The organism is Leifsonia tongyongensis (assembly GCF_010686705.1).
GTDB lineage: Bacteria > Actinomycetota > Actinomycetes > Actinomycetales > Microbacteriaceae > Diaminobutyricibacter > Diaminobutyricibacter tongyongensis.
The window spans coordinates 699,504-720,993 of sequence record NZ_JAAGWY010000001.1; the positions used below are offsets into that span (position 1 = coordinate 699,504).

Consider the following 21,490-nt stretch of genomic DNA (forward strand, 5'->3'; position numbering starts at 1 on the left):
CGATGGTTGCGGGTGGTGCTGCGGGCGCTGGCGCTGGCGCGGCGGGCGCTGCGGACACGGTGCTCGACGACTTCGATTCGCGCCCCGGCGGCTCGATGTCGCTCCTGCGCACGATCGTGGGCAGCACCCTGCGTCGGCTCGGAGGGTGGATGCCGACGGCAGGCGCCATCACCATGCTCGACGCACTGGAGGTGCCCCCATCGACCGCCCGCTCCACACTCACTCGTCTCGCCGCGCGTGGCGTCCTCGCCCGCGAACCGCGCGGCGGCGTCGCCGGCTATGTGCTCCGTCCGGAGGCGGTGCCCATGCTCGAACGAGGCGACGCGCGGATCTTCCAGCCCGCCGCATCCGTCGACGCCGGATGGTGCCTCGTCTCGTTCTCGATCCCCGAACGGCATCGCGACCGCCGTCACCAGTTGCGGCGACGGCTCGACTGGATCGGCTGCGGCACGGTCAGCGACGCCTTGTGGATCGGGCCGGAACGCGTCGCGGACGACGTGCGCGACATCCTCGCCGACCTCAAGCTCGCCGGAGAAGTGACGGTGTTCACCGGCGCACGACCGCTCGCGGACCGCCCGCTGGCCGAGCTCGCGGGTCGCTGGTGGGACCTCGAACGCGTACGGATGCTCCACCAGGCGTTCATCGAGCGGTTCTCGCCGGCGGCGAGCGCGGCGGCCGCTCGCGATATCACGCCGGGCGGCGCTCGCGCGGCCTTCGCGACCTGGATCGGCGCTCTCGACGAGTGGCGCGTCATCCCGTACCTCGATCCCGGCCTGCCGGAGACGGCCCTCCCCGCGGGATGGCCGGGGCACGCCAGCCGGGAGCTGTTCGAGATCATCCGGGAACGATACTCGGATGCGGCGCTCGCCTTCGCGCGCGCCGTCACGACCTGTGGACAACCGGCAAACACGCCCGCGATCCCCCGATAGAATCGACTCATCCCCACCCAGCTGCCGAGCGGAGAGTGCCCGTGCCCACCATCGTTGTAGAAGTCATGCCGAAGGCTGAGCTGCTCGACCCGCAGGGCAAGGCCGTGGCCGGCGCCCTGGCGCGCATCGGCAAGGGCCAGTTCACCGCTGTCAGGCTCGGCAAGCGCTTCGAGCTCACCGTCGACGGGCCGATCGACGACGCGACGAAGGCGGCTGTCGAGGAGATCGCGGCAGACATCCTCTCCAACTCGGTGATCGAAGACGTCGTGGGCATCCACTACAGCGAGGCCGACGCCTGATGCGTATCGGCGTCGTCACGTTCCCGGGCTCGCTGGACGACCGCGATGCCCTGCGCGCCATCCGCCTCGCCGGCGCCGAGGCGGTCGCGCTCTGGCACGGCGACCACGACCTGCAGGGCGTCGACGCGCTGGTGCTGCCCGGCGGCTTCAGCTACGGCGACTACCTGCGCTGCGGTGCGATCGCGAGCCTCTCGCCGATCATGACCGAGGTCATCGACGCTGCAGGCAAGGGTCTGCCCGTGCTCGGCATCTGCAACGGGTTCCAGATGCTCGCCGAGGCGCACCTCGTCTCGGGCGGGCTCATCCGCAACGACCACGGCAACTTCATCCGGCGCGACCAGCACCTGCGCGTCGAGAACGTCTCGACTCCGTGGACCAGCGGGTTCGAGCAGGGGCAGGAGATCGTCATCCCGCTCAAGAACGGCGAGGGCGGCTTCATCGCGCCCGCCGACGAGCTCGCCCGCCTCGAGGGCGAGGGCCTCGTCGTCTTCCGCTACCAGGGCGTCAACCCCAACGGTTCGCTGAACGACATCGCCGGCGTGCGCAACGAGCGCGGCAACGTCGTCGGCCTCATGCCGCACCCGGAGCACGCCGTCGAGCCCGGCTTCGGCCCCGACACCCCGGCCGCTATGCGCTCCGGCGTCGACGGCCTGACCTTCTTCACCTCGGTCATCCGAAGCACCCTCGTCGAGGCGTAGTTTGCTCCGACCGCACTAGTTTCGCCCCAGCGCACTCGTACGTACGAGTGCGCTGCGAAAGAACGAGTGCGCTGGCAAGGAGCTAGCCGAGGCGCCAGCAGCGACGGGGAGGGAGCCCGCGCAGCGCCGGTAGACTGGGGATGCCCGGCACCCGCGACTTCTTGGAGACTGCCTCCCGTGACCGACCTTTCCACCGCATCCGTCGTCGACACCGTTGCGAACGCCCTCGAAACGCCCGAACGCGAGCAGCCGTACGCGGCACTCGGCCTGAAGGACGACGAGTACGCGCGCATCCGGGAGATCCTCGGGCGCCGCCCGACGAGCGGCGAGCTCGCGATGTACTCGGTGATGTGGAGCGAGCACTGCTCCTACAAGTCGTCGAAGATCTACCTCCGCCAGTTCGGCCAGAAGGTCACGCCCGCCATGAAGAAGAACCTCATGGTCGGCATGGGTGAGAACGCGGGCGTCGTCGACGTGGGCGAAGGCTGGGCAGTCACCTTCAAGGTCGAGTCGCACAACCACCCCAGCTACATCGAGCCCTTCCAGGGCGCGGCGACCGGCGTCGGCGGCATCGTGCGCGACATCATCTCGATGGGCGCTCGTCCTGTCGCCGTCATGGACCAGCTGCGGTTCGGCGCCATCGAAGAGCCCGACACCGCGCGCGTCGTCCACGGCGTCGTCTCCGGAATCTCGTTCTACGGCAACTGCCTCGGCCTGCCTAACATCGGCGGCGAGACCTACTTCGACGCGGTCTACCAGGGCAACCCGTTGGTCAACGCTCTGTCGGTCGGTGTGCTCCGCCACGAGGACCTCCACCTGGCGAACGCGTCCGGCCTCGGCAACAAGGTGGTGCTGTTCGGCGCCCGCACCGGCGGCGACGGGATCGGTGGGGCCTCGATCCTGGCTTCGGACACCTTCTCCGCCGGCGGTCCGACGAAGCGACCGGCCGTGCAGGTCGGCGACCCCTTCGCCGAGAAGGTGCTCATCGAGTGCTGCCTCGAACTGTTCCGCGACAAGCTCGTCGAAGGCATCCAGGATCTGGGCGCGGCCGGCATCTCGTGCGCGACCTCCGAGCTCGCGTCCAACGGTGACGGCGGAATGTTCATCGAGCTCGACAAGGTACTGCTGCGCGATCCGAGTCTCACGGCCGAAGAGATCCTGATGTCCGAAAGCCAGGAGCGCATGATGGCGGTCGTGAAGCCAGAGCTTCTCGACGCCTTCCTCGCGGTCACGGCCAAATGGGATGTGGAGACCAGCGTGCTCGGTGAAGTCACCGACACGGGCCGGCTCGTCATCAACTGGCATGGCGAAGAGATCGTCAACGTCGAGCCCCGCACCGTCGCTGTCGACGGTCCCGTGTACGAGCGCCCGGTCGCGTACCCGGCCTGGATCGACGCCCTGCAGGCCGACAGCGCATCGCGGCTGCCGCGGTCGAGCGACCGTGAGGTTCTGCGCGAACAGTTCCTCGCTCTGCTCGGCAGCGCCAACCTGGCCGACAAGGGCTGGATCACCGACCAGTACGACTATTTCGTCGGCGGCAATACGGCTCTCGCCTTCCCCGACGACGCTGGAATGATCCGCGTCGACGAGCAGAGCGGACTCGGCTTCGCCATCGCGACGGATGCGAACGGCCGCTACTGCCAGCTCGACCCGAAGCAGGGCGCCCGGCTCGCACTCGCCGAGGCGTACCGCAACGTGTCCGCATCCGGAGCCGTACCTGCGGCGGTAACGGACTGCCTCAACTTCGGCAGCCCCGAGAACCCCGAGGTGATGTGGCAGTTCTCGCAGACCGTCGAGGGTCTCTCCGATGCCTGCCTGGAGCTCGAGATCCCTGTCACCGGCGGCAACGTGTCGTTCTACAACCAGACCGGGTCCACCCCCATCTTCCCGACGCCGGTCGTCGGTGTGCTCGGCGTGATCGATGACGTCGCGCGGCGCATCCCGAGCGGATGGCAGGACGAAGGCGACAACATCTACCTGCTCGGCGTCACGCGTGAGGAGCTCGACGGTTCCGCATGGGCCGGCACGATCCACGGGCACCTGGGCGGCCTTCCGCCGACGGTCGACCTGGCGCGCGAACGTGAGCTGGGTGAGCTGCTGCGGGCGGGGTCCCTCGAGAGCCTGATCGGATCCGCCCACGACCTGGCTGACGGCGGGCTGGCACAGGCCCTCGCCGAGAGCGTTCTGCGCTTCGGTGTCGGCGCCCGCGTCTGGATCACCGAGATCATGGAACGTGACGGTGTGGATGCGACGACCGCGCTCTTCAGCGAATCGACCGGCCGCGTCATCGTCTCGGTGCCGCGCGAAGACGACGTGAAGTTCCGCGGACTCTGCGAGGGCCGAGGCTACCCGGTGCTACGCATCGGCGTGACCGATGCCGAAGTGGGCACGCAGCCTGTGCTCGAGATCCAGGACTATTTCACGGTCGGACTCGAAGAGCTGGGCAGCACCCACAAGGCGACACTGCCCGAATACTTCGGTCCGGTCGTCTCCGCCAAGCCGGGCGCCGGCTACCTCGCCAAGACCGACTGAGCCCGGTCGCGGGTCAGCACGCGCACGCGTTGCTGGGTCAACAGGATCCCGAGCAGCACGACGACGGCCCCCACCGGCTCGTTCCAGCTGAGCGACTCCTGCAGCACGAGGATCCCGAGCGCCACTCCGACGACCGGTGTGACATAGGTGACCCCGGACGTCGCGGTCGGCCCCCACGCCCGCAGCACGTTCATGTTCCAGATGTAGACCACCCCGGTGCCGAGCGCACCGAGGGCGAGGAGACTCAGCAGCACCGGCCAGCTGAAGGTGATCGGCCCCAGCGCGACCACGGGGGTCAGCGCGATCATGATGACCGCGGCCACACCGATGTTCATGAAGGCCACCGTCGTCGCCGGCATGTCCCGATGGCTGATGAAGCGGCGGATGTAGCCGAAACTGAAGCCGTAGCAGGTAACAGCCCCGAGGCAGGCCAGCTGCCCCCACAGGCTGCCGGTGAGGGCCGAGATCTGCCATGGCCCCACCACGACGACGACACCGACGATTCCCACCAGGACGCCCAGCACCTGGTCACGGTTGAGCTTCTCGACCCGAAAGGCGGCGGTCGCGAGAATCGCGGTCGTGATCGGCGTGACGGCGTTGTAGATGCTGGCGAGGCTCGACGAGACGTACTGCTCGGCCCAGGCGAACAGCAGGTACGGGATCACGCAGTAGGTGATCGCCACCACCACGAAATGCAGCCAGACGATCGGCTCCCGAGGCAGGCGGCTCCGTGTCGCCAGCGCGATGATGCCCAGCGTGATCGCGCCGAAGACAAGGCGCGCCCAGACCACCTGCCCGAAGCTCACGCCCTCGAGGCCCACCTTCATGAACAGGAAGCTGGCGCCCCAGACGAGACCCATGGCGATGAACTGGACGGCGACCTTCACCCTTCGACGTTACCGGCGTCCACCGACATCCGCTCGCGGAATTCGGACACCGCACGCCGACCCCGCCGCCGGCATCCCTCGCCGCCACCCACGGACACCGCACGCCTCAGTCGACGATGGTGATCCTCACGGGCACGTTCCCCCGGGTCGCGTTCGAGTACGGGCACACGAGGTGGGCCTTGTCTGCGAGCTCCTCAGCTTGCGCGCGCCCCACATTCGGCACGTACACGTCGAGCTCGACGGCCAGCCCGTAGCCGCCCGCACCGTTGTCGCCGATGCCGACGCTCGCCGACACCCCTGCGTCGCGCGTGTCGAGCTTCTCGCGCCGCCCGACCGCGTGCAGTGCACTCAGGAAGCAGGCGGCGAACCCGGCCGCGAACAGCTGCTCGGGGTTGGTGCCTTCGCCTGATCCCCCGAGTTCGCGCGGGGGACGGGTGTCGAAGTCGAGGAAGTCGTCCTCGCTGCGAACATGGCCGTCACGGCCTCCACCTGATGCGTGCGCGATGGCCGTGTAAGCGATCTCCATGACCGTCAGCCCACACCGGCCGGCTGAACGGGCGCTGAAGGCGGCGTCAGGAAGAGGGTGTATAGGGCGCCTGGTCCACGTCGAATCGGACTCCGGAGAACTCTTCGAGTCGTGACCAGAGCCGGGTGCCCACCTGGGGATCGCTGCTGGTCGCTGTGGGCCGCTGCCGCGTGGGCGCCCCTCGCGTCAGGTAGCGGGGGCCCCAGTAGTCGCCGCCCCGCGCATCCGGGTCGGTGACCGCCTGGACGACCGGCCAGGCTCCCCGATCCTTACCTTGCGTGCCGACGGCCTGCAGGTTGTCGACGAACCGGGTCATGCGCGTCGGCTCGTTGACGCCCCGGATGCCCGGCGTGCGGCCGCTGATCGAATAGCCCGGATGCGCGACCAGGCTGATCACTCCGCTCCGCGCCAGGCGCAGCCGGCGATCGAGTTCGAACCCGAAGGCCTGCACGGCGATCTTCGACTGCGCGTACGCACGCCATCCGCTGTAACGGCGTACGAGCTGCAGATCGTCGAGGCGGAAGGTCGAGAGGCGGCTCGCGAGGCTCCCGAGCACGACGACGCGGGCGCCGTGAGTCTGCGCGAGCGTCGGGTAGAGGAGGGCTGTGAGCGCGAAGTGGCCGAGCACGTTGGTGGAGAGCACGAGCTCGTTGCCGCGCGAATCGGTTTCGCGTCTCGCCGGCGGATGCACCATCCCGGCGTTCTCGACGAGCGCGTTGAGATGGCCGCGCGCCGCCAGCACGTCGGCAGCCGCGCGAATCGATTCGGGGTCGGTGACATCGAGGTCGAGCAGTTCGACACTGGCTCCGGGGACGCGCCCGCGGATGGCGGTGACCGCCGCATGGCCGCGCTCCCGGCTGCGGCAGGCGAGCACGACGTGGGCTCCCGCCGCGGCGAGCTGCTCGCTCGTGAAGTAGCCGATTCCGCTGTTCGCGCCGGTGACCACGACGACTTTGCCGGTCTGGTCGGGCAGCCCGGCCGCCGTTCCGGTCACGACGCCCGGTCTTCGGCGGTGGATCCCGCGATGCGTTCGTGGTGATGGATCACTTCGGCCACGATGAAGTTGAGGAACTTCTCCGCGAACGCAGGGTCCAGGTGGCTCTCCTCGGCGAGCGCCCGGAGGCGCTGGATCTGCTCGCGCTCGCGCTCCGGATCGGCCGGCGGCAGACCGTGAGCCGCTTTGAGCCTGCCGACCTGCTGCGTGAACTTGAAGCGCTCGGCGAGCATGTGCACGACCGCGGCGTCGATGTTGTCGATGCTTTGGCGGATGCTGTGCAGCTGTTCCAAGACCGCGGCGTCGGCGGACGTTTCCAGGTCGGCAGCGGGGATGTCGTTCGGGGCCATAGACCGACCCTAACGCCCTGACCGGCCGATACGGTGGTGAGGTGACCGAGACATATCTCACCCAGCCGATCGACGAACAGTCCGCCCGTGCCCTGGCCGAAGGCGGCTTGAGGTTGTCGCTGGTCGACACCTCCGACGACGCTGCATTCGACGAGTGGCTGCGTGCGGACCACCGCGGCTTCCTCGGCGGGCGCCCGAGCGATGAGACACTCCGTGAAACGCGTGACTACCAGCGCGATCTGCGGACGACCGGCGTCTACGACGACTCGATACCGGCGGCTGCCTCCCCGGTCGGCACGGCGAACTCGTGGATCGCCCCTCTCACCGTCCCCGGGGGCGCAGCTGTCGGGAGTTGGGCCATCAGCAATGTCACCGTGGCGCCGACCCATCGACGTCGGGGCATCGCCCGCGCACTGCTCGGGGCCGAACTGCGCACGGCGCACGCCCTCGGCGTGCCGATCGCGATCCTCACCGTGTCGGAGTCGGTGATCTACGGCCGGTGGGGTTTCGGGCCTGCGACCTTCGCGAGCGAATGGCGGGTCGACACGAAGCGGGTGCGATGGGCGGGCCCGGCGACGACCGGCACGCTCTCGTTCACCGAACCCGAGGCGTACCGGGAGACGGGCCGGGCGGTCCTCCACGCGGTGATGGCGTCCCGCGCCGGCGAGATCGAGCAGACGCCGTACCACGCCGATCGTGTGATCGGGCCGCTCAAGGGCAACTCCCTGGCGGACAAGTACCGCCTCGTGCGTTACGACTCCCCCACCGGCGAGCCCGAAGGATTCGTGAGCTACGTCGTCAAGGATGCGGACGACTTCGTGCGGCACACCGTCGACGTGACCTACCTCGCCGCCGCGACGGATGAGGCCCTCACCGCCCTGTGGCGGTACCTGCTCGAACTCGATCTCGTGGCCGAGGTGCACATCGACACCCGGGGTGTCGATGAGCCGCTGCACCACCTCGTCTCGGATGTCCGCGGCGCTCGCGTCGTCGGTGTTCAGGACCACCTGTGGGTGCGCATCCTCGACGTCCCCGCGGCGCTCGGCGCCCGACGGTACGAGCAGGACGGCGAACTCACGATCGAGGTCACCGACGACATGGGGTTCGCCGGCGGCCGGTACCGGATGCGCGTGAGCGGCGGCGAGGCGACCGTCGAGTCCACGACCGCGTCACCCGACGTGACCCTGCCGGTCGCTTCGCTCGGCTCGGTCTACCTGGGCCACGACGCGGCCCGGCACCTCGCGCTCGCGGGCAAGCTCACCGGCGATGCCGACGCCCTGGACCGCGTCTTCCGCACCGCCGTCCCTCCCCGTCTCTCGACCTGGTTCTAGCGCTCTTCCCGAGCCCGCCGAGTCGTCGCTATCTCCCCTCATCCGCGCCGGGAAAGGGGAGTTGGTGACGACTGGGCCGTGCTTCAGTCGACCAGGTCGTGCCGCACGACGATCGCGTCGCGACCCGGCCCGACGCCGATCGCCGAGATGCGGGCGCCGCTGATCGCTTCGAGCGCCAGCACGTAGTCCTGCGCGTTCTGCGGCAGATCCCCGAACTCCCGGACGCCCGAGATGTCTTCTGACCAGCCCGGGAACTCCTGGTAGATCGGCACTGCGTGGTGGAAGTCGGTCTGCGAGGCGGGAACCTCGTCGTGGCGCACGCCGTCGACGTCGTAGGCGACGCACACCGGGATGCGTTCGAGGCCGGTGAGGGTGTCGAGCTTCGTCAGCACGAAATCGGTCACCCCGTTGATGCGCGCCGAGTAGCGCGCGATGGGCGCGTCGTACCAACCGGTGCGCCGCGGGCGCCCCGTCGTCGTGCCGAACTCGAAGCCGCGCTCACGCAACCACTCACCGGACTCGTCGAACAGTTCGGTCGGGAAGGGGCCGGCGCCGACCCGCGTCGTGTACGCCTTGACGACGGCGATGACCCGGTCGATGCGGTTCGGGCCGATGCCGGAGCCCGTGGCTGCGCCGCCGGCGGTCGAGTTGGATGAGGTCACGAACGGATACGTTCCGTGGTCGACGTCGAGCATGGTCGCCTGGCCGCCCTCGAACAGCACGTACTTGCCGGCGTCGAGTGCCTGGTGCAGCAGCAGCCCCGTGTCGGCGACCATCGGCCGGAGTCGTTCCGCATAGCTGAGCAGGTCGGTGACGACCTCGTCGACGGTGATGGCCCGGCGGTTGTAGACCTTGACCAGCATGTGGTTCTTCTGGTCGAGGGCTCCCTCGACCTTCTGCCGCAGGATGTTCTCATCGAAGAGGTCCTGGATGCGGATGCCCACCCGGTTGATCTTGTCGGCGTACGTCGGGCCGATGCCCCGGCCGGTCGTGCCGATCTGGCGCTTGCCGAGGAAGCGCTCGGTCACCTTGTCGATCGTGCGGTGGTACTGGGTGATCACATGCGCGTTGGAGCTCACACGCAGGCGCGACACGTCGACGCCGCGGGCGATGAGCGCATCCAGCTCTTCGAAGAGCACTTCGATGTCGACGACGACACCGTTCGCGATGATCGGCGTGACGCCCTCGGTCAGGATTCCCGACGGCAGCAGGTGCAGCGCGTACTTCTCGTTGCCGACGACGACCGTGTGGCCGGCGTTGTTGCCACCGTTGAACTTGACCACATAGTCGATGCGGCTGCCGAGGAGGTCGGTCGCCTTGCCTTTGCCTTCGTCGCCCCATTGGGCGCCGATGATCACGATCGCGGGCACTGTTCAGTCCTCTCGTGGAAGCGCGCTGGGGCCGGTTCCCGTTGCACTCGATCCTATCGTGGCGGCCGAAAGCGCCTGCGATCGCGGTGGGGATGGCCCGTCGTGCGTCGGCGGCGCGCCGTAGGGTTGCAGGGTGAGCACGCCATCTGAGCGCATCCTGCGCATCCTGCACCTGTCCGACACGCACCTGTACGGCGACGGCACTCTGCACTACGGGCTCGTCGACACGCGGGCGGCGCTCGCCAGGACGCTGGAGCGGGCCGGCGAGCTCGACGCGGTGGACGTGGTCGTCGCATCCGGTGATCTCTCCGACGACGGCTCGCCCGAGTCGTACCGCATTCTTTCCGGGATGCTCGAACCGTGGGCCGCCGAACGCGGAGCCGTGGTCGTCTACGCGATGGGCAACCACGACCTTCAGGCTGGATTCGAGGAGGTGCTCGGGCAGCGGACGCGCACCCTCGACATCAGGGGGTTCCGCATCGCGACCGTCGACAGCGCCGTGCCCGGTGCGGGCTACGGGAACCTCGACGAGGCGCAGCTCGACGCCCTGCGGGTGGCACTCGAGACGCCGTCGAGGAACGGAACGATCGTCGTGCTGCACCATCCTCCGGTTCCCGCCCAGACGACGCTGCTGCAGGCACTCGAGCTGCAGAACCCCGCCGCCCTGCTCGACGTGTGCGCGACGGGTGACGTGCGTCTCATCCTGGCGGGCCACTACCACCATTCGCTCGCAACCGAGGCCGAGGGCATCCCCCTCGTCGTGGCACCCGCCGTTGCGAACACGGCAGATGTGCTCGCGGCCCCGGGTACCGAGCGGGCAGCGATCGGGTCCGGCTTCGCCTACGTCGAACTGGTCGGCGACGAAGCACCACGAGCGATGTTCATCACCGCGCCCGGCCCCGGCGACGGATCCCCGGTCTACGAGCTCGACCGGGCCGCCATCGATCGCATAGCCGCCTCGTACGGCCCCCGCTGAAATGCCGTCGAGAACAGGAAAACGGGGCGAATGCGGCCCGGATTCACCCCTTTTCCTGAGCTCGGCCACGTGACGAAATAGGCTTGGGCCATGGCCGGATACTCGGGAACGCCGCTGTGGAAGAAGCTCGGCGTGAAGCCCGGGTCGCGAGTACTCCTCGCGCACGCGGACCCCGGGTGGAGCATCCCGGATGCGCCCGACGGTGTCGTGTGGGTCGAGGACCACGGCACGGATGAGGGACCGCTCGACCTGGTGCTCGCCTTCTACCGGACGGTCGCCGACTATGTCGCCGAACTCGACGATCTCGCCGAGCGCATCTTCCCCGCCGGCGCCCTGTGGATCGCGTGGCCGCGCAAGGCCGCGGGCCACGTCAGCGATCTCGGCGACAACGTCATTCGGAATACGGCGCTCGAACGCGGCGGGATCGTGGACGTCAAAGTGGCCGCGGTCGACGAGGACTGGTCGGGACTGAAACTGGTGTGGCGGGTCGAGCAGCGGACACGCTGAGCCCGCGACCGCTCATCAGAAGGCGACGTGCTGGGTGATCCAGGTGTGCATGGCGACGGCGGCCGCCGCTGACGCGTTGATCGAGCGCGTGGAGCCGAACTGACTGATCTCGACCACCGCATCGGAGGCCGCGATCGCCGCATCCGACAGCCCTGGCCCCTCCTGCCCGAACAGCAGCACGCACTCCCGCGGGATGGCGAACGTCTCGATGATCACGGAACCGGGAACATTGTCGATCGCGATGATCGGGAGGGACGATTCGTGGGCCCACGCCACGAAGTCGGCCACGTCGTCGTGGTGCACGACGTGCTGGTAGCGGTCAGTGACCATCGCGCCGCGCTTGTTCCAGCGGCGCCGCCCGATGATGTGCACGGTGTCGGCGCCGAACGCGTTGGCGCTGCGCACGATCGAACCGATGTTCATGTCGTGCTGCCAGTTCTCGATCGCCACATGGAACGGATGCCGGTGCTCGTCGAGGTCGGCGACGATCGCCTCCATGCGCCAGTACCGGTAGCGGTCGATGACGTTGCGGGTGTCGCCGTGCGCCAGGAGGTCCGGATCGAAACGGGGATCGTCGGGGAGTTCGCCCTGCCACGGGCCGACCCCGTGCGTGGTGAGCTCCGCGGTCGGATTGGCTGCGTGCTCGGGGTCCACGGCACCCAGATTACTGGTACCGCATTGGAACCTCCGCGAAATGTGGCGTATCGCCGCGCAGCCTAAGCTGGGGGCGTCGAAACTGGTCCGTCGAAAGGGGTATGCGTGTCGCGACGCAACGAGATCGAATGCTGGCTCACCGACATGGACGGTGTGCTCGTCCACGAGAACAGCGCGCTGCCCGGCGCGCAGGAGCTGATCCAGCAGTGGCGCGACCAGGGCACGCCGTTTCTCGTTCTCACCAACAACTCGATCTTCACGCCGCGTGACCTGGCGGCCCGGCTGCGCGCATCCGGACTCGACGTCCCGGAGGAGGCGATCTGGACATCCGCGCTGGCCACGGCCGACTTCCTCAAATCGCAGATGCCCGGCGGCAGCGCGTTCGTCATCGGCGAAGCGGGAATCACGACCGCCCTCCACGAAGCCGGTTTCATCATGACTGACGTCGACCCCGACTATGTCGTCGTCGGGGAGACGCGCAACTACTCGTTCGAGGCGATCACCAAAGCGATCAGACTGATCGGCGCGGGCGCACGATTCATCTCGACGAACCCGGACCCGACCGGGCCGAGCTCGGAAGGTCCACTGCCCGCGACCGGTGCCGTCTCCGCCCTGATCACGAAGGCGACCGGGCGCGAACCGTACGTGGTGGGCAAGCCGAACCCGATGATGTTCCGGTCGGCGATGAATCGGATCGGCGCGCACTCCGAGAACACGGCCATGGTCGGCGACCGCATGGACACCGATATCGTCGCCGGCATCGAGGCCGGGTTGCACACGATCCTGGTGCTGACGGGCATCAGCGACCAGGAGGAGGTCGACCGCTATCCCTTCCGGCCCGACGAGATCGTCTCCGGCGTGAGCGAGCTCGTCACGCCAACCCCCGTCGAGTCGGACCTCTGAGCTCTGACTTCTTCGCGCGAGCACAGGGTTCTTCCCGAAAAGATCGGCTCATAGCCGGAAGAACCGTGTGCTCGGCGAACGCGGGCGCGGCTCAACCCTGGGGGCCGGGGCCGGCGACGGAGCCGGTGATCGGCTGGCCGGAGGAGCGGCTCGCGAAGCAGTAATAGGACCGCAGGCCGTCCGCCCACTGCTGGGGGGTCGCCGGGTAGGTGCCCTGGAGCTGCAGGTCGGGGTAGGCGCTCGCCGCCTGGAGGTTGATCACGCCCGGTTTGGTGCACAGCAGGTTGATCTGGTTGGCGAGAGCAGGCGCGCCGGGATAAGGAGCGGCCGGGTCTGCGGAGAACAGGTTCGAGTAGACCATCTGGGCGGTGTGCGGCGTGCCGCAGTCGACGATCGTGAAGGTCTCCGCCCACGGCGTGGTGTACGGCTGGATGCACTCGCCGCCGGCCAGCGTGGACCACTTCGAGACCCCGACGGGCGCCGGCGCGCCCGGCTTCGCGATCACCGTCGGCGTGGGAGTCGGCGTCGGCGTGGGTTTGGGCGTCGCCTTCGTCGTGTGCGCGGGAGTGGACACCGGGGTGCTCCCGGTGAACATGCTCGGCAGCCGGGTTCCGAAGACGAACAGACCGATGAGGATGAGCAGGGCCACAAGGCCTCCGGCGACCCAGAACAGGATGCGCCTGTTCCCCGGCGAACCCGGCGGCCTTCCGCCAGGTGGTGTCTCACCGTGCGGGTTCGTTCCACGGGAACGACGCGACGTGGTGAGCACGTCGTCCGGTCCCGCTGCGGCGGCGGCAGCGGCAGCGGATGCGGGCGCCATCGCCGCGGTCGGCGCGGATGCGGGCGCCATCGCCACGGTCGGCGCGGATGCGGGCGCCATCGCCACGGTCGGCGCGGATGCCTCGGCCAGGCTCTCGGCGTCGAGCGCCTGGGTGGCAGGCGACGGGATCGCGCCCATCAGGAGGGTGGTCTCCTCGGCCGGCTCGGGCGCATCCGCACGCACCGCTTCGATGGCCGCCGCATCCATGAGCACCGTCGCCGTGTTCGCCGAGGCTGCGCGCGCAGCCGCCTCGTCGTAGGGCGGTGGGGCGAGGTCGTCGATCCCTTCGTCGTCGGCATCCTCGTCGAATTCAGGAGCGGGTTCCGCGAGGTGGGAGGATTCGGCTGGTGTCGCCCCGACGGGAGGCGGCACCAGCCCAGGTATCGCCGGGAACCGGGGCGCCTCGACCGGCACGGTCGGCGGGGCGGGAGCGACGGCCGGAACCACGGGCACGGCGAAAGCCGGTGGCACGAGCGGCGCCGGCTCGAAGAAGGCCGGTGCCATCGGTGGGATCTCGGGGTGGACCTGGGCTGCACCGACGTCAGTCGTGTCGGTCGCGGGCCGACCATCCTCCCGTGCGGCGGGCTCGGGCTCTGCTTCGTCGAACATGCCGAGGAGGGCGGCGAGGCCGTGCCCGTCGCCGTCGGCCTCGTCGGCCTCGTCGTCCGCCGCCGTCGCGCCGGACCCTACGAGCGGGACGAGTGGCGCGGGCGACCACGGTGGAGGTGTCTGCGGGGCGGGTTCGGCCGGCGGCACGGCTGCGGGCGGCGGAACGGCCGGGGTCGGCGGGACGGCCGGGGTCGGCGGAACGGCCGGGGTCGGCGGGACGGCCGGCACGTCGTATGCGGGTGGCTGGAAGGCGCGGGTCGGAGGGGCGACCTCGTCTGTCGTCGGCGCTTCGGCAGGCGTGATCGATTCGGACGTGGCTTTGGCGGGCGTGGGCTCGGCAGGCTCTGGCGCAGCAGGTGTGGGGGCGGCGGGCGTAAGCCCCGCCGATGCGGCAGGGGGCGCGACGAGCGGGTCGGAGCCGACGCCGGGCTTGAGGTTCCAGACGAAGGGCGCACCAGGCTCGAAGATCGGGCCGGTCTGCGGCTTCGGTTCAGTGGGAGACACGGGCTCCGGGGGTTCTGCCGGAGTGACCGGGACGTCGAGGATGCTCCAGGTCGTCGTCGGCTCAACGGCCGGGGCGGGTTCCGGAGTGGTGAACGGACTGGTGACGTCCGGGAACTGCGGGTCGAAGGTGGGGGCGACAGGTTCCGTGATCGGCGGCTCGTCCGCATCCTTGCCAGACGCCGCAGCCGCAGCCTCGGCCGCGCGAGCGCGTCGTCGCCCACCGCTCAGCTGGTGGTAGAACCAGTCGGAGTTGCCGGTGTCCGGCTCGTCCGCGCCCTCGGCGCCGGCGCCCGTCTCGGGGTCGTCGGTACCGTCACGGTCGCGGGGATCGACCACTATTCCAGCCCCAGGTCAGCCAGACCGATGGCGGCGTAATACGGGTAGCCGGCATCCTCGATCTTCTCGCGGGCGCCCGTGTTGCGGTCGACGACGACGGCGACGCCGGCGATGACGGCTCCAACCTTCTCGAGTGCTTCGATCGCTTTGAGCGGCGACCCACCCGTGGTCGAGGTGTCTTCGAGGACGATCACGCGCTTGCCGGCGAGCTCGGGCCCTTCGACCTGCTTGCCGCGGCCGTGGTCCTTCGGCTCCTTGCGCACGACGAACGCGTCGTAGGAGAGCCCGCGCGCGGCGCCCTGGTGCAGGATCGCCGCTGCGACCGGGTCGGCGCCCATCGTCATCCCGCCGACCGCGGAGACGTCGGGGACGTCCGCGATGAGATCGATCATCACCTGGCCGATGAGAGGGGCCACCCGGTGGTCGAGGCTCACCTTGCGCAGGTCGACGTAGTAGCTCGCCTTTTTGCCGCTGGTCAGCGTGAAGTCGCCGTGGAAGACGGCGTCGGACGAGATGTAGTCGATGAGCTGCTGTCGTGCGTCGGTCACGTCCACGATTCTAGAGGTCGGGGGTAATCGATAGCATCGGGTCATGCGCGTCGCCACCTGGAATGTGAACTCGATCCGTGCTCGTTTCGTCCGCACCGTCGACTGGCTTGTGCGGGAGGACGTCGACGTCCTCGCGATGCAGGAGATCAAATGCAAGCCCGAGCAGTTCCCCGTCGAGGCCTTCGAGGAGGCCGGGTACGAACTCGTGATCGAAGGGCACAACCAGTGGAACGGGGTCGCTTTCGCGAGCCGCCTCCCGATGGAGGATGTCGAGATCGGCTTCCCCGAGATGCCCGGTTTCTCGAAGGGTGAAGAGGGCCCCGACCTGCCGCGCGAGGCACGCGCGCTGGGTGTGACGGTGGCGGGCATCCGCCTCTGGAGCCTGTACGTGCCGAACGGCCGCGCGCTCGGCGATCCGCACTTCGAGTACAAGCTGGACTGGCTGGCGACCCTCGCAGCCGACACCCAGCGCTGGCTGGCCGAGAAACCCGACCAGCCTCTCGCGCTGATGGGCGACTGGAACATCGCCCCCCTCGACTCCGACAACGGCGACCCGAGCGTCATCCCCGGCGTCTCGACCCACATCTCGCCGCCCGAACGCAGCGCGTTCAGCACGTTCGAGTCGATCGGCCTCACCGACGTGGTCCGTCCGCTCGTCCCCGAGGGCTTCACCTACTGGGACTACAAGCAGCTGCGCTTCCCGCGCAACGAGGGGATGCGCATCGACTTCATCCTGGGTTCGAAGCCGTTCGCCGACCTCGTCACGGGGGCGAGCATCCACCGCAACGAACGCAAGGGGCAGGCGCCGAGCGACCACGTGCCGGTTGTCGTCGACCTCGACCTCGAGCCGGAGGAAGACGACGACGATCGCCCGATGATCTTCGGCTGACGCCGCGACCCCTGCTCGCTAGGCTCGACGTATGCCGACACTCGAAGTCCCGGGCGCATCCCTGTACTACGAGACGGCCGGGCACATCTCGTCGCCGGCCGTGCTCCTCATCCACGCCGGGGTCGCGACACTGCGCATGTGGGACCCGCTCGTGGAGCGCCTGGCCGACGACCACTTCGTCGTGCGGTTCGACACGCGGGGCTTCGGCCGCACGACCACCGAGAACGTCGAATTCTCGGACCGCCAGGACGCACGCGACCTGCTCGACCACCTCGGAGTGACCCAGGCGGTCGTGGTCGGATGCTCGCGCGGAGGCCGCATTGCGATCGATCTCGCCCTCGAGAGCCCGGAACGCGTCATCGGGCTGGTGACGATCGGATCAGGCCCGAGCGGTTTCCCCGAAATCGAGCTCACCGACACCGAGGACGCCCTGTTCGATCGATGCGACGAGGCGTACAAGGCGGAGGACTGGCACCTGCTCAGTCGACTCACCGTGGAACTGTGGACGATCGGCCCGACGCGCAGCAACGACGACCTCGACCCGCGCTTCGTCGAGATCGCGTACGAACTGAACCGGCCCAACGCCGAGCATGCGGGCGAGGCGCCGATCGCCATCCCGCTCGATCCGCCGGCGTTCGATCGCATCGTCGACATCGAGATTCCGGCTCTGGTGACCGTGGGTGAGTTCGACCTGTCGGAGGCGCTCGCGCAGCAGGCCTACCTGCTCGACGCGATCCCCGGCGCCGACGGTTACATCTTCAGCGACACAGCGCACCTCCCGAGCGTCGAGCATCCCGACGAGTTCGCTGACGTCCTGCTCGGCTGGATGGAGCGCAACGGCCTGTGACGAGGCCCGGATGCGCTCAGCGGATGACCCGCGCCCACAGGTTCTCGATGTCGCCGGCGGTGCTGCGCTCCATCCATTCCAGGTGCACCGGCTGTCCGCCGTCCCGGTCGAGCATCCGCACCCCGTCACCCAGCAGGATGGGCGCGATGTGCAGCAGCACCTCGTCGAGCAGGCCGGCCTCGAGGCAGGCACGTGCCGTCGCCGCGCCGAGCACGACCACGTACCCGCCATTGGCTGCCGCCCTCGCGACCTCGACCGCATCCTGCAGCTCGCCGGAGAGAAAGGTGTAACCCTCGCGTGCCGGTTCGTCAGGATCGCGGGTGAGCACGAACATCGGGCCGGACCAGGCGCCACCGTAGGGCGCTCCCTCCGGGGAGCCGGCGGGATGCGCATCCGCCGCCGCGCCGCCACGGAACGTGTTCCCACCGATGAGCAGGGCACCGATGCGCGGCATCAGCTCGTCGACCGAAGGGTTCGGCGTTCCGGCGAACGGGCCGACCCAGTCCATGGCGCCGCGGGGGCCTGTGATGAAACCGTCGAGCGACATCGTCGCGTGGAACAGCACCTTCGCCATCGCCATCTCCTTCTTCGCACCGCTCGAACCTACGTGCGGCCGGTGAAACCCTCCATGGTCGTGTAGACGCCGAAGACCCGGTCTGCCACGGCATCCCACGCCTTCGTCGGCAGGATCCCCTTCATGGCCTTGGCCAGCCCGACCGTCCACGGAAGCAGCAGCATCGGCCTGCCGGCGAGCATCGCCCGCCAGACCCGGTCGACCACGTACGCGGGTTCCATCACCGGCGTCATGAGTGGCCCACGTGCGCCCTCGAACATCCCGGTCGAGATGTAGCTGGGCGCGACGGTCGTCACCTTGACGTGACCGAAGCCCTGCTGCCTCAGTTCGAGCCGCAACGAGTCGCTCCACCCGATCACGGCCCATTTCGACGCTGCGTAGACACTCATGCGCGGGTTCGCGACCGTACCTGCAGCGGATGCGATGTTGACGATGCGTGCTTCCCGGGTGCTCTCGATCATCCCGGGCAGGAACTCGCGGGTGATGTACATCGGGGCGAGGGCGTTGACCTGCATGGTCGGGCGGGTGTCGTCGCCGTTGTCGTGCTCCCAGAAGAACTTGCCACGAACGATGCCCGCGTTGTTGATGAGCACGTCGATCGTGCCGACCTCTTTGCGTACCACCTGCGCGGTCTGGGCGATCGCTCCGAGCTCGCCGACGTCGACGACGAACGGATGGACGGTGGTGGCCGGCCGGCCCGCAGCCGAACTCGGGGATCGACCGGGCGCACCCCACGGCGCCTCGTCACGGTCGGCGATGACGATGGCGCGCAACTCGATGGCGACGCGATCGAGGGCTTCGGCATCCTTGTCCCACAGCACGACGGCGCGTGCGCCCTCGCGCACGGCACGCTCGGCGTACAGCCTGCCCATGCCGGACGCCGCGCCGGTGATGAGGATTCGGGCGCCCCGCACGGTTCTGGTCATCCCTCCATTGTGGCCGCCCGCGGTCGACTCGGCGGAAACTCCCCTCATCCGGGGTTGGGAAGGGGAGTTGGCGCCGACTCGGAGGGGGCGGGTGCCGGGGAAGGCGCGTGAGGCACGCGTCAGCGCGCGGCGCGGTAGGCGGCGCGCTGGGCGGGTGCGAGGTGCTCCGTCGCATAGCTGAGCATGGTGCGCGGCATGGCCGGCGCGTGCGCGTCGAGGAATGAGAGCAGCTCGACCTGGTCGACGCGCTTGCCGACTTCGCGCAGCATCCAGCCGACTGCTTTCTGCATGAGGTCTTCCCGATCGTCGAGGAGGCGCTCTGCGAGCGCGAGGGTGGTGGATGCGTCACCGCGCTTGATGAACGCGAAGGTCGACAGCACGGCCACCCTCCGCTCCCACAGGACGTCGCTCCCAGCCAGCTCGAACAGCAGGTCGCGCGGCCGGTCGACGAGGTACTCGCCGAGCACGAACTCGGCCGAGCCGTCGACGAGGTCCCAGTTGTTGACCCGTCCGCGGCGCACCCCGGCGAGATAGAAGTCGGCGAGGCGCTCGCGCTGGGCGTCATCGCGCGCCTTCGGGCGGCTCGCGCGCTCGAAGAGCCTGTTCAGGATGACCAGGCCGGCCAGCCGATGCTCGTGGACGCCGCTGTCGAGCAGCACTCCGATCTCCTCGAGGGGCAGCTCGGCGAAACGCTTGGCGACGGCCCTGGTCGCCGGGACGCGCACACCGATGAAGACGTCGCCTTCGCCGTACTGGCCCGGCCCCGTCTTGAAGAACCGCTGCAGGAACACGGCGTCGTCGGGGTCGGCGACCTCGGCGAGCGCATCCATGACCTGAACGGCTGTTCCCATGCGGAGAGCCTACGCTGGCGGCGGAAACGTGCGTGCGAGCGTGTCCTGGCGCAACTTTTCGCCAAGGTCGTCAAGAAAACGCTCGACCTGCGCGGCTAGGCTCGAAGAGGGTGTGCATCGCGCGCCGCCAGAGAGACGAGCACAGTGCCGCGCCCGCGGCTCGACCACACGACGGGAGGTTCGCCATGTCACAGTCCGTATCCCAGTTCGACGCGGAAGCAATTGTCGGAGAGCCCGAGGTCGTCGAGGACGTCCGTGGCGCTCGCGGCCTGGTCGGGCATCCGGGCTGGCTCCGCCTGAAGGCGGCAGCGATCGCGCTCCAGCCGCTCCAGGTCAAGGACGGATCGGTTCCGGAGGACGGCGACAAGCACGCCGCGAAGGGCCACATCGCCGAGATCGTCGACGCCATCGCCGAGCTCGCCCCCTTCTTCCCGCACGACAGCGCGTACCTCGACGCACTCACCGCCGATTTCCGTCGCTGGTCGGATGAGGGCCTCGGAGTGCCCGACTTCCTGGACTCGCTGAACGCGTTCCAGCCGCAGCAGCACCGCATCGACGGCCTCGGACACCTCGTCGTGTTCCCCATGTACACGCAGAACGGAAGCACCGACCGCCTCGTCGAGGCTGTGCTCGTCGAGGTGATCTGGCCGGAGTTCGTCGCCGAGCTCGAGGCGGGCGACTACGGCAACAAGCTGTTCGTCCCCATCCGCTTCGTCGACTTCACCCCCGGCTACGACACGAACTCGGCGGTCCTGTTCCCGGAGACCGTCGCGATGCGCGAGATCCCGACGTTCACCTGGGGCGCGATCTTCCAGGACCGCGAGGCCGCCCGCTACCGGCGCGTGGTGCGAGCTGCCGCCGAGATCACGAAGCTCGACCTTCCGGCCGATGCGGCGCGGATGCTCGACGACCAGTCGCTCACGGAGGAGACCTTCGTGATGTGGGATCTCATCCACGATCGCAGCCACATGCGCGGCGACCTGCCGTTCGACCCGTTCATGATCAAGCAGCGCATGCCCTTCTTCCTGTACTCGCTCGAAGAGCTCCGCTGCGACCTGACGGCCTTCCGCGAGTCGGTGAAGCTGGAGCGCGAGCTCTCCGCCCTGCCGAATGGGGGGCTGACGGATGCGCAGCGCCAGGTGCGCGACCACGCTCACCTCGTGCAGTACGCGATCATCTTCGACCGCATCTTCCGGTTCGCCATCACCGGCAGCCGGGTGCGCAACTACGACGGCCTCGGCGGCCAGTTGCTGTTCGCGTGGATGCACCAGCACCATGTGCTGCACTGGACGGACACCCAGCTCACCATCGACTGGGAGGCTGTGCCTGAAGTCGTCGTGGCGCTCAGCGACCGGATCAACGAGTTGTACTGGCGTTCGATCGACCGCCCCAAGGTGGCGCACTGGCTCGCGGCATACGAGATGCTCACCGAGACGGTGACGCCGAACCCGGCATCGAACTGGGCCCGAGGGCTCCCGGACGAGGTGCTCGCCGGTCCTCCGAAGGGCTACACCGACCAGGTGCTGGACGACGAATTCCCGCTGTCGATGTTCTACGAGGCGCTCAGCAAGAAGATGATCGGCGTGATCGAGTCGACCGCCGGGATCCGCGGCGACGACTGACGTGGATC

Annotated in this window: 22 protein-coding genes; 11 read left to right on the plus strand and 11 right to left on the minus strand. The window is 68.8% G+C overall.

What is annotated here, in order from left to right; translation table 11 throughout:
- Positions 1–2 precede the first annotated feature (2 nt).
- From G3T36_RS03290 to purL, 4 genes are all read left to right on the plus strand, one after another.
- Positions 3–929 (plus strand): PaaX family transcriptional regulator, encoded by a 927-nt coding sequence (locus G3T36_RS03290; protein WP_163289048.1) that lies wholly within the window; start codon positions 3–5, stop codon positions 927–929.
- 41 nt (positions 930–970) lie between these two features.
- Positions 971–1,228, plus strand: a complete 258-nt coding sequence (gene purS / locus G3T36_RS03295; protein WP_163287972.1) for a phosphoribosylformylglycinamidine synthase subunit PurS — start codon at positions 971–973, stop codon at positions 1,226–1,228.
- Complete coding sequence (gene purQ / locus G3T36_RS03300; protein ID WP_163287973.1) at positions 1,228–1,926, plus strand: phosphoribosylformylglycinamidine synthase subunit PurQ; 699 nt, start codon at positions 1,228–1,230, stop codon at positions 1,924–1,926. The genes purS and purQ overlap by 1 nt, the downstream gene beginning before the upstream one ends.
- Before the next feature lie 177 nt (positions 1,927–2,103).
- A complete protein-coding gene (purL, locus tag G3T36_RS03305) occupies positions 2,104–4,458 on the plus strand; it encodes a phosphoribosylformylglycinamidine synthase subunit PurL (protein WP_163287974.1) in 2,355 nt (784 codons plus the stop codon).
- Here purL and G3T36_RS03310 read toward each other — a convergent pair.
- The 4 genes from G3T36_RS03310 to G3T36_RS03325 form a co-directional block, all read right to left on the minus strand.
- Complete coding sequence (locus G3T36_RS03310) at positions 4,437–5,345, minus strand: EamA family transporter (protein ID WP_163287975.1); 909 nt, start codon at positions 5,343–5,345, stop codon at positions 4,437–4,439. The genes purL and G3T36_RS03310 overlap by 22 nt on opposite strands.
- A 106-nt stretch (positions 5,346–5,451) precedes the next feature.
- The gene (locus G3T36_RS03315; protein ID WP_163287976.1) at positions 5,452–5,871 is read right to left on the minus strand and encodes an organic hydroperoxide resistance protein; all 420 of its coding nucleotides are present in this window, start codon (positions 5,869–5,871) and stop codon (positions 5,452–5,454) included.
- Between the two features lie 46 nt (positions 5,872–5,917).
- Positions 5,918–6,865: an SDR family NAD(P)-dependent oxidoreductase gene (locus G3T36_RS03320; protein ID WP_163287977.1), complete on the minus strand. Its 948-nt coding sequence runs from the start codon at positions 6,863–6,865 to the stop codon at positions 5,918–5,920.
- Entirely contained in the window at positions 6,862–7,215 is a 354-nt protein-coding gene (locus tag G3T36_RS03325) for a chorismate mutase (RefSeq protein WP_163287978.1), read from the minus strand. Before G3T36_RS03325 ends, G3T36_RS03320 begins: the two co-directional genes overlap by 4 nt.
- A 41-nt stretch (positions 7,216–7,256) precedes the next feature.
- On the opposite strand from G3T36_RS03325, the gene G3T36_RS03330 reads away from it, so the two are divergent.
- On the plus strand, positions 7,257–8,546 hold the full coding sequence (locus tag G3T36_RS03330) for a GNAT family N-acetyltransferase (protein ID WP_163287979.1): 1,290 nt from the start codon (positions 7,257–7,259) through the stop codon (positions 8,544–8,546).
- Positions 8,547–8,629: 83 nt separating this feature from the next.
- Here G3T36_RS03330 and G3T36_RS03335 read toward each other — a convergent pair whose 3' ends face one another.
- The gene (locus G3T36_RS03335; protein WP_163287980.1) at positions 8,630–9,916 is read right to left on the minus strand and encodes an adenylosuccinate synthase; all 1,287 of its coding nucleotides are present in this window, start codon (positions 9,914–9,916) and stop codon (positions 8,630–8,632) included.
- 133 nt (positions 9,917–10,049) lie between these two features.
- Between G3T36_RS03335 and G3T36_RS03340 the strand changes: the two genes are divergently transcribed.
- Positions 10,050–10,892 (plus strand): metallophosphoesterase, encoded by an 843-nt coding sequence (locus G3T36_RS03340; RefSeq protein ID WP_338031439.1) that lies wholly within the window; start codon positions 10,050–10,052, stop codon positions 10,890–10,892.
- 90 nt (positions 10,893–10,982) lie between these two features.
- The gene (locus tag G3T36_RS03345; RefSeq protein ID WP_163287981.1) at positions 10,983–11,399 is read left to right on the plus strand and encodes a dipeptidase; all 417 of its coding nucleotides are present in this window, start codon (positions 10,983–10,985) and stop codon (positions 11,397–11,399) included.
- A 15-nt stretch (positions 11,400–11,414) separates the two neighbouring features.
- Here G3T36_RS03345 and G3T36_RS03350 read toward each other — a convergent pair whose 3' ends face one another.
- Positions 11,415–12,062, minus strand: coding sequence for a TrmH family RNA methyltransferase (locus tag G3T36_RS03350; protein ID WP_193570971.1), 648 nt, complete (start codon positions 12,060–12,062; stop codon positions 11,415–11,417).
- Positions 12,063–12,158: 96 nt separating this feature from the next.
- Between G3T36_RS03350 and G3T36_RS03355 the strand changes: the two genes are divergently transcribed.
- The gene (locus G3T36_RS03355; protein ID WP_163287983.1) at positions 12,159–12,956 is read left to right on the plus strand and encodes an HAD-IIA family hydrolase; all 798 of its coding nucleotides are present in this window, start codon (positions 12,159–12,161) and stop codon (positions 12,954–12,956) included.
- Between the two features lie 91 nt (positions 12,957–13,047).
- On the opposite strand, the gene G3T36_RS03360 is transcribed toward G3T36_RS03355, so the two are convergent.
- Entirely contained in the window at positions 13,048–15,225 is a 2,178-nt protein-coding gene (locus G3T36_RS03360) for a hypothetical protein (protein WP_163287984.1), read from the minus strand.
- Positions 15,225–15,773, minus strand: coding sequence for an orotate phosphoribosyltransferase (pyrE, locus tag G3T36_RS03365; protein ID WP_163287985.1), 549 nt, complete (start codon positions 15,771–15,773; stop codon positions 15,225–15,227). Before pyrE ends, G3T36_RS03360 begins: the two co-directional genes overlap by 1 nt.
- Before the next feature lie 43 nt (positions 15,774–15,816).
- On the opposite strand from pyrE, the gene G3T36_RS03370 reads away from it, so the two are divergent.
- Both G3T36_RS03370 and G3T36_RS03375 read left to right on the plus strand, forming a co-directional pair.
- Complete coding sequence (locus G3T36_RS03370; protein WP_163287986.1) at positions 15,817–16,662, plus strand: exodeoxyribonuclease III; 846 nt, start codon at positions 15,817–15,819, stop codon at positions 16,660–16,662.
- A 31-nt stretch (positions 16,663–16,693) separates the two neighbouring features.
- Positions 16,694–17,509 (plus strand): alpha/beta fold hydrolase, encoded by an 816-nt coding sequence (locus G3T36_RS03375; RefSeq protein ID WP_163287987.1) that lies wholly within the window; start codon positions 16,694–16,696, stop codon positions 17,507–17,509.
- 16 nt (positions 17,510–17,525) lie between these two features.
- Here G3T36_RS03375 and G3T36_RS03380 read toward each other — a convergent pair whose 3' ends face one another.
- The 3 genes from G3T36_RS03380 to G3T36_RS03390 all read right to left on the minus strand — a co-directional run bounded on the left by G3T36_RS03380 (position 17,526) and on the right by G3T36_RS03390 (position 19,860).
- Entirely contained in the window at positions 17,526–18,083 is a 558-nt protein-coding gene (locus G3T36_RS03380) for a dihydrofolate reductase family protein (protein WP_163287988.1), read from the minus strand.
- Between the two features lie 29 nt (positions 18,084–18,112).
- Entirely contained in the window at positions 18,113–19,009 is an 897-nt protein-coding gene (locus G3T36_RS03385; RefSeq protein ID WP_163287989.1) for an SDR family NAD(P)-dependent oxidoreductase, read from the minus strand.
- A 119-nt stretch (positions 19,010–19,128) separates the two neighbouring features.
- A complete protein-coding gene (locus tag G3T36_RS03390; RefSeq protein WP_163287990.1) occupies positions 19,129–19,860 on the minus strand; it encodes a DNA alkylation repair protein in 732 nt (243 codons plus the stop codon).
- Positions 19,861–20,045: 185 nt separating this feature from the next.
- Here G3T36_RS03390 and G3T36_RS03395 point away from each other — a divergent pair, with 185 nt between their 5' ends.
- Entirely contained in the window at positions 20,046–21,482 is a 1,437-nt protein-coding gene (locus G3T36_RS03395; protein ID WP_163287991.1) for a DUF6421 family protein, read from the plus strand.
- Positions 21,483–21,490: the final 8 nt, after the last annotated feature.

Coding starts and splice junctions, on each gene's coding strand:
- G3T36_RS03290 (WP_163289048.1), top strand. CDS start 3: ATGGTTGCGGGTGGTGCTGCGGGCGCTGGCGCTGGCGCGGCGGGCGCT.
- purQ (WP_163287973.1), top strand. CDS start 1,228: ATGCGTATCGGCGTCGTCACGTTCCCGGGCTCGCTGGACGACCGCGAT.
- G3T36_RS03315 (WP_163287976.1), bottom strand. CDS start 5,871: ATGGAGATCGCTTACACGGCCATCGCGCACGCATCAGGTGGAGGCCGT.
- G3T36_RS03325 (WP_163287978.1), bottom strand. CDS start 7,215: ATGGCCCCGAACGACATCCCCGCTGCCGACCTGGAAACGTCCGCCGAC.
- G3T36_RS03345 (WP_163287981.1), top strand. CDS start 10,983: ATGGCCGGATACTCGGGAACGCCGCTGTGGAAGAAGCTCGGCGTGAAG.
- G3T36_RS03370 (WP_163287986.1), top strand. CDS start 15,817: ATGCGCGTCGCCACCTGGAATGTGAACTCGATCCGTGCTCGTTTCGTC.
- G3T36_RS03375 (WP_163287987.1), top strand. CDS start 16,694: ATGCCGACACTCGAAGTCCCGGGCGCATCCCTGTACTACGAGACGGCC.
- G3T36_RS03380 (WP_163287988.1), bottom strand. CDS start 18,083: ATGGCGAAGGTGCTGTTCCACGCGACGATGTCGCTCGACGGTTTCATC.
- G3T36_RS03385 (WP_163287989.1), bottom strand. CDS start 19,009: ATGACCAGAACCGTGCGGGGCGCCCGAATCCTCATCACCGGCGCGGCG.
- G3T36_RS03390 (WP_163287990.1), bottom strand. CDS start 19,860: ATGGGAACAGCCGTTCAGGTCATGGATGCGCTCGCCGAGGTCGCCGAC.
- G3T36_RS03395 (WP_163287991.1), top strand. CDS start 20,046: ATGTCACAGTCCGTATCCCAGTTCGACGCGGAAGCAATTGTCGGAGAG.